The following is a 7,262-nucleotide window of genomic DNA, read 5'->3' as shown; positions in this document are numbered from 1 at the left end:
CGCGGGGGGGAGAGGGAGGGAGGACGCGGCGTGACCTCCCCGTCACCCGTCACCCGTCACCCGTCACGTGGTACCCGGCACCCGGCACCCGGCACGCCAGCAGGCACCGCCGTCTACCTCTGCCACTGCGGCCAGAACATCGCCGCCACGGTGGACGTGGAAGCCCTGGCCGCGGAGCTCGCCGCCTGCCCGGGGGTCTCGGTCGTGCGCCACTACCCGTACCTGTGCTCCCGGCCGGGCCAGGAGCTCATCCGCGACGACCTGCGGGAGGGGCGGGCCGGCCGGGTCGTGGTGGCGGCGTGCTCGCCCCGGATGCACGAGACCACCTTCCGCAAGGCCTGCGCCGCCGAGGGCGTGAACCCCTACCTCCTCTGCCACGTCAACGTGCGGGAGCAGTGCTCCTGGGTCCACCCGGACCGGGATGAGGCCACCTGCGTGGCCCGGGATCTCGTGCACATGGGGCTGGCCCGGGTCCGAGGCCAGGAGCCCCTGGAGGGGAGCGAGGCGCCGGTGGTGCCCGCGGCCCTGGTGCTCGGGGGCGGGCCGGCGGGCCTGGCGGCCGCCGCTTCGCTCGCCCGCATGGGGCTCGGGGTGGTGCTGGCGGATTCCTCCGCCCGGCTCGGAGGCCGGGCCGCCGCCCTGGGGCGGTCCTTCCCCGAGGGGGGAGAGGTGGGGCCGTGGCTCGACGAGCGGGTGCGCGAGGTCGCCGGGCACCCCCGGATCGAGCTTCTCCTGGAGTCCCGGCTCCTGGCCCTCTCCGGCCCGCCGGGGAATTTTCGCGCCGACCTGGAGACCCCCTCTGGCCCCGCGGCCCGCTCCGTCGGGGCCCTGATCGTCGCCACGGGGAGCGGGCTCTACCGCCCGGACCAGCCGGAAGGGGGGCGGCCCGAGCTCGGGTACGGCGCCGACCCGCGCATCGTCACCCAGGAGAAGCTCGAGGAGCTCCTGCGCACCTCGGAGGGCCCGGTTGGAACCGGCGGCGCGCCGGCCCGGTCGGTGGCCTTCCTCCAGTGCATCGGCTCCCGGGATCAGAGCGCGGGGGCCGCCCACTGCTCCCGGGTGTGCTGCATGGTGAGCGTGCGGCAGGCCGAGGAGGTGCGCTCCCGGAATCCCCAGGCTTCCGTCCAGGTGCTCTACACGGATCTACGGGCCTACGCCCGGGGGGCGGAGGAGGCCTACGAGGCCGCGGCCCGAAACGGGGTGCTCTTTCGCCGGGGGAGCGCCTCGGAGGTGTGCCGCAAGGGGGAGCGTCTCGCCGTGCGGTTCGAGGACACCCTGCTGGGGGAGGCCCAGGAGCTGGCCGCGGACCTGGTGGTCCTGGCCTGCGGGGCGAGGCCGGCGCCCGACGCGCCGGAGCTTGGCCGGCGCCTTCGGATCGCCACCGGCCCCGACGGCTTCTTCCTGGAATCCCACCCGAAGCTTCGGCCCGTGGAGACCGCCTCGGCGGGGGTCTACCTGGCCGGCGCCTGCCAGGGCCCCAAAGCCCTCGACGAGGCCGTGGCCTCGGGCCGGGCGGCGGCGGCCCGGGCAGGGGCGCTGCTGCTGCGGGGGCGGATCGACGTGGACCCGGCGGTCGCCGAGGTCGACCCGGACCGGTGCGCCGGCTGCGGCCTGTGCGCGGCGCTCTGCCCCACCGGTGCCGCGGCCCCCGTTGCCCACACCGGCCGCATGGCGGTAGAGCCGACCCTGTGCCAGGGCTGCGGCGCCTGCGCCGCCGCCTGCCCCTCCAAGGCCGCGAGCCTCCGGCACCACCGGGCGGGCCAGGTGCTGGCCGAACTGGGGGCCGCCTGCGGGTGACCCCCGCAGCCCATGGGGGTATCGGGATCTACTGCGCCATCGGTATCGGTATCGCTATCGATCCCGATCCCGATCCCGATGGAGTTCCAGCTGTGGCTCTCATCCCCATCCGGTCGATCCCGTTATCCCGTCGAAGATTCTCCCCTCAGAACACCACCGCCGCCCCCACGTAGGGGCCCGTCTGGGTGTAGTCCAGGAGCACGTCGTCCCGGTCCACGTCGATGACGAAGTGGCGGTACCCGCCCAGGACCTCCAGGAAGGGGAAGGGGGTTAGCGCCACCTCCGCCTGGACTTCCCAGAGGGCGTCCCCCTGGTAGGCGATGCCCACGGCCCGCCCCCGAGCCTCCACCCAGCCCCCCACGAGGCCCACGTGCGCCCCCAGGCCCACCAGGGGAATCGGGAACTGGAACGACTCGGTGACCGATACCCGCCCTCCGGCTCCGTTGACGCTCCCCTCCCCGCTCATTCGCAGCTCTCCGTCCAGGTATTTGACCTGGAGGATGGGGCCCAGGGAGAAGCCGGCGAGCACGTTCTCCAGGTCGATGAGGTCGTACTGGTAGGCGAGGTCGAGCATGGTGTACTCCAGCGAGCTCTCGGCGCGCCCACTCGCGGAGAACGTCCTGCCTCCGAAGACGATCTCCTCCGAGAGCACCTTGCTCCCCGAGTAGTCCACCCGCATGCCGGCCAGGGTTAGGTGGTGCCGGCCGACCCAGAGCCACGCCTCTCCGAAGAAGAAGTTCTCGTCGTCGATACCCAGGTGGTCGCTCGCGTCCACCGTGGTGCCCCGCAGCCCGCTGCCGTCCAGGCGAAACTCTCCGGAAAACTTGGGCAGCCAGTAGGCGGCCTTCGCGCCCACCTCGAAGGCCCAGGCAGCGGGATGGGCCAGGAGGACCAAGGTGAGGGCGAGAAGAGAGACATTCCGTCGCATGGGGGACCTCCTAGGGATTGGGTGGGCGCACACGGTTCGGGGCCTCCTCCTTCATCGACGGGCCGGCGCCTTCCCTTGAACGGGACCGGCCTCGGGGGGGCCCGCCCGGCCTTTGCTCCTGAGCCGCACATCGCCGGCGCCTCAGCCTTTCGCCGCTGAGCTCATGCGCTTCGCGATGGCCACGACCAGGCGCTCCCTGCGGGTGGACCGCAGCCGGCACAACCGCGGCAGCTCCCGGACCGTCTCTTCGACGAAGGCCGAGAGAAGCTCCTTGCCCTCCACCGCGGGCCGCCCTTGCCGCAGCTCCCCATCGATGCGGGCTACGCAGGCCAAGAGGCCGTACTCCCTCAGGCTCAGCCAGGTGAGTCGCCGCAGGAGAAACTCACGGGACGCCACGCCCTTTCCGTACCGCAGCAGCGCCAGGCGAAGCAGCCGGCGCAGCGACCGGCCGCAGCGCCGGGCGAGCGTTAGGGCTCGGCGCAGATCGGGGTCGGGCGAGAGGGCCGAAGGGGGAGGCCACCCGTCCGGGTTGAAGGCCCCCCGAACCAGGGCCATCAGCCGGCCGAGCGCGCCCCGGGGAAGGGCCTCGCCCACGGCGCGCAGGAGAAGCTGCGCGGGGTAGATCGAGTGGATCTCGGTGGTTCCCTCGAAGATCGTCGCGACCCGGTAGTCCCTCATGCGCTTCTCGTAGGGGCTCGTGGCCAGGTACCCGGAGCCCCCCGCCACCTGCATCGCATCGTACAGGGCCTCCCAGGCGCGCGTGGTGCAGAAGAGCTTGCAGTGGCTCGTCTCCAGGGCAACGTTGGCCACCGGGTCCTCCTCGAGCTGGCGGGCCGCGAAGGCCACCATGGCGGCGCCGGCGAAGGCGTTCGCCGCGGCCGAGGCGAGCTTCTCCTGCACGAGCTCGAAGCGGGCGATGGGGACTCCGAACTGGCGCCGGGTCGCGGCGCGCCGCACCATGTCCTCCACCGAGCGTTCCGCCAGCCCCACCCCCGCGGCGCACACAGCCAGACGCCCGTAGCTCAGCACGGTCATGGCGATGCGAAACCCTTCCCCGGGCCGCCCCAGGAGGTTCTCCGCCGGAACCCTCACGTCCTCGAAGCGCACAAAGGCCGTGGAGCTGGCCTTGAGGCCCATCTTGGGCATGTCCTCGCCCACCGTGAGGCCTTCCGCCCCGCGCTCCACCACGAAGGCCCCCATGTACCCGGGCCGATGGCCGGCAAGCTGGGCGAACACGGTAAAGGCGCCGGCGTAGTTGGCATTGGTGATGTAGGTCTTCTGCCCGCTGAGGACGTAGTGGGTGCCGTCGGGGGAGGGTCGGGCGACGGTCTCGATGTGCTTGGCGTCGGACCCCACCCCCGGCTCGGTAAGGGCGTAGGCGAAGAGGGTCTCGCCGGCGGCGCCGGGGGGAAGATGCCGCTGCTTCTGGGCGTGGGTCCCGAAGAGGACGATCCCCTGAATCCCGATGGAGAGGTGGGCCAGGCAGACCAGAGCCAGGGAGAGGTCCACCACGGCCATCCGCTCCACGACCTTCAGGTACTGGGAGAACGGCAGGCCCATGCCCCCGTAGTCCCGGGGCACCGACATCCCGAAGAACCCCAGGCGCCCCATGGCCGCCAGGGCCTCGGGCGGGACCACACCGGCCCGCTCGATCTCCCCGGGGGGGAACTCCTGCGCCAGGCGCTCGAACGCCTCGATCTTCCTGAGGGCCTCCGGCCCCGGCTCTTCGAACCGAAACCCGTCGAAGAGCTCCCGGTCGAAGCTCCCGCGGCTGTGGAGGTCGTGGAGAAAGCTCCGGTGGGCCATGGGTCTCCCCGAGAGTGTCGCGCGGGGCGAAATACCGTGCCTCCGTCGCCAGAGAGGGTAATGGGGAGAGAGCCTCCCCGCAAGACGGCCTCCGGGAAACAGCCTAGGCCCCTTCGAATCGGTATCGGGATCGGGACCGAAGCCGTCCCGGTTTCCGATACCGATAGCGATACCGATAGCGATAGCGATAGCGACACTGGGAGCGATCCCGGTAGCGATTTCCTGCGCGCCTGCGCGGCCGCCGTCCGGCCGCACCCTCACGCCGCACAACATGACCCTTGACTCGGGAGCCCCACTTCCGCTTCAATGCCTGAGCATATGTTCAGACATGCAGGAGCGGCCGTGGAACAGTGCGACGAACGACTCGTGCACCCCGAGGCGGTGGAGGAAGCCCGGCGGGCTCTGGCCGAGGCCCCCGCCGAGGCTCTGGCGGAGACGTTCCGGGTCCTGGGGGATCCCACCCGGGTGCGGGTGCTGCTCGCCCTCTCCCGCCGGGAGCTGTGCGTGTGCGATCTCGCGGAGCTCTTCGACGTGACCCCCAGCGCCGTGTCCCACCAACTGCGCATCCTGCGAGCCCACCGCCTGGTCAAGGCCCGGCGGGAAGGAAAGCTCGCCTTCTACAGCCTCGACGACGACCACGTGCGCACCCTCTTTGCCGAGGGGCTCCGGCACGTGATGGAGGACCGCTTTGCCCTGGCGTGAGTTCTTGTGGGAGGTGCTCGGAGCAAGCTGGCACGTGCTGGCCGACTCCGCTCCCTACCTCCTCTTCGGCTTCTTGGCCGCAGGCGTGCTCCACGCCTTCGTCTCCTCCGAGGGCGTGGCGCGCCACCTGGGGACGGGCAGGATCCGCCCGGTGGTGAAGGCTGCGCTCTTCGGAATTCCGCTCCCGCTGTGCTCCTGCGGCGTCCTCCCCGCGGCCCTTGGGCTGCGGAAGAAGGGGGCCAGCAAAGGGGCCACGGTCTCCTTCCTCGTCTCCACCCCGGAGACGGGGGTCGACTCCATGGCCCTCACGTACGCCCTCATGGACCCGGTGATGACCGTGGCACGCCCGGTGGCGGCCTTCGCCACGGCCGTGGCGGCGGGCACGGCGGAGAGCATCTTCGGCCGCGACGAGCCGAGCCCCGAGCCCCCGCCCTCCTCCTGCGGTTGCCGGGAGCACTCCCCGCAGGAGTCCGCGGGACGCCTGGCCAGGGCGCGGGAGGGGCTCCGGCACGCCTTCGGCGACCTGCTCGGAGACTTGGCGCCCTGGCTGGCCGTGGGATTTCTGGGGGCCGGGCTCATCCACGTGCTCGTGCCGGCGGAGCTCGTGGAGGCCCACCTGGGGAGCGGGCTTCTTCCCCTGCTCGCCATGTTGGTGGTCGGGATCCCCATGTACACGTGCGCCACCGCCGCCACGCCCATCGCCGCCGCCCTGGTCCTCAAGGGCTTGAGCCCGGGGGCAGCCCTGGTGTATCTGCTGGCCGGACCCGCCACCAGCGCGGCGTCGCTGACGGTGGTGGCGGGAACCCTGGGGGTGAAGACGACCCTGCGTTACCTCGCCGCCATTTCCTGCGGCGCCCTGGCCGCAGGGGCCAGCCTCAACTGGGTCTACGGCGCCCTGGGACTCTCCGCCCAGGCGATGGTCGGGGCCACCGCCGAGGTCTTTCCTCCCGCGGTGGGAGCCGCGAGCGCGGCGGTGCTCATCGCTCTGGCCGTCTGGCCCCGCCTGCGCCGGCTCTTCACCGCCGTAGGCAGTTCCTGCGCCTGCTCGGGGACAACCTGAAGCCCTCCCGACGGCCCGGCGGGCCGAGAGATCTGAGGAAAGACCGCACGATGAACGCCAAGGCCGGGTCGAACTGCTGCGCGTCCGCCAGCGCCGAAACATCCGTCCGCAATGGGGCGCCGCCCCCCAGGCCGGAGACCGGCTGCGGTCCTGTCGCAGCGGCGAAACTGCCGATGGCCGAGCCAGCCTGCTGCCCCACCGCCGAAGAGCCCACCCCAGAACCGCACTCCCCAGCGGGCAGGGAGCTCCCCGGGTACCACCTGTGGCCCTTCGTGGAGGGCTGGCTCGAGACGCCGGCGGGGCCCGTGCCCCGGGTCAGGACGCACCTGGACCGCGCGGACGTGGTCGGCCGGTGGCAGATGCGCTGGAGCATCGGCAGAAATCGGTATCGGCTCGCCCCGGGCCTCTATGCCGTCGGGACTCCGGGACCGGACTCCCCGGTGCTCGTGACCGCCAACTACAAGATGACCTTCGACGCCCTGCGCCGCGACGCCGCCGGGCTCGACGCCTGGATTCTCGTGCTCGAGACCCACGGCATCAACGTGTGGTGCGCCGCGGGGAAGGGTACCTTCGGAACGGCGGAGATCGTGGGCCGGGTGCTGGCGACCTGCCTTGCGCGGGTCGTGACCCACCGCCGGCTGATCCTGCCCCAGCTCGGCGCCCCCGGCGTGTCGGCAAAGGACGTGCGCAAGGGGTGCGGGTTCTCGGTGGTCTATGGGCCCGTGCGCTCGGCAGACCTAAAGGTCTTCCTCGCCGCCGGCATGACGGCGACCCCTTCGATGCGGGCGGTGACCTTTACGGCGGTCGAGCGGCTGGTGCTCACGCCGGTGGAGCTCGTCATGGCCCTGAAGACCGCCGCGTGGGCGGCCCTGGCGCTCTTCGTGCTCGCGGGCCTCGGGCCGGGGTTCTATTCCCTTTCCGCCGCCTGGGAGCGGGGCCTTGCCGCGTGGGGGGCCCTGGCCGTCGCCC

General features: G+C 72.1%; 6 protein-coding genes. 4 read left to right on the top strand and 2 right to left on the bottom strand.

Annotated features, from left to right (window positions below):
- The coding region (locus AB1578_20780) for a 4Fe-4S binding protein (protein ID MEW6490331.1) at positions 1–1,797 on the top strand (1,797 nt) is incomplete at its 5' end.
- A 145-nt stretch (positions 1,798–1,942) separates the two neighbouring features.
- On the opposite strand, the gene AB1578_20775 is transcribed toward AB1578_20780, so the two are convergent.
- Complete coding sequence (locus AB1578_20775; protein MEW6490330.1) at positions 1,943–2,725, bottom strand: hypothetical protein; 783 nt, start codon at positions 2,723–2,725, stop codon at positions 1,943–1,945.
- A 141-nt stretch (positions 2,726–2,866) separates the two neighbouring features.
- Entirely contained in the window at positions 2,867–4,531 is a 1,665-nt protein-coding gene (locus AB1578_20770) for an acyl-CoA dehydrogenase family protein (protein ID MEW6490329.1), read from the bottom strand.
- 342 nt (positions 4,532–4,873) lie between these two features.
- On the opposite strand from AB1578_20770, the gene AB1578_20765 reads away from it, so the two are divergent.
- The 3 genes from AB1578_20765 to hgcA form a co-directional block, all read left to right on the top strand.
- On the top strand, positions 4,874–5,233 hold the full coding sequence (locus AB1578_20765; GenBank protein ID MEW6490328.1) for a metalloregulator ArsR/SmtB family transcription factor: 360 nt from the start codon (positions 4,874–4,876) through the stop codon (positions 5,231–5,233).
- Positions 5,220–6,293, top strand: coding sequence for an SO_0444 family Cu/Zn efflux transporter (locus tag AB1578_20760; GenBank protein MEW6490327.1), 1,074 nt, complete (start codon positions 5,220–5,222; stop codon positions 6,291–6,293). Before AB1578_20765 ends, AB1578_20760 begins: the two co-directional genes overlap by 14 nt.
- Before the next feature lie 173 nt (positions 6,294–6,466).
- A partial coding sequence (gene hgcA / locus AB1578_20755) for a mercury methylation corrinoid protein HgcA (protein ID MEW6490326.1) occupies positions 6,467–7,262 on the top strand: 796 nt, incomplete at its 3' end.

It is taken from the genome of Thermodesulfobacteriota bacterium, assembly GCA_040756475.1.
GTDB lineage: Bacteria > Desulfobacterota > Deferrisomatia > Deferrisomatales > JACRMM01 > JBFLZB01.
This window is presented reverse-complemented; position numbering and strand designations above follow the sequence as displayed.

Coding starts and splice junctions, on each gene's coding strand:
- AB1578_20775 (MEW6490330.1), bottom strand. CDS start 2,725: ATGCGACGGAATGTCTCTCTTCTCGCCCTCACCTTGGTCCTCCTGGCC.
- AB1578_20770 (MEW6490329.1), bottom strand. CDS start 4,531: ATGGCCCACCGGAGCTTTCTCCACGACCTCCACAGCCGCGGGAGCTTC.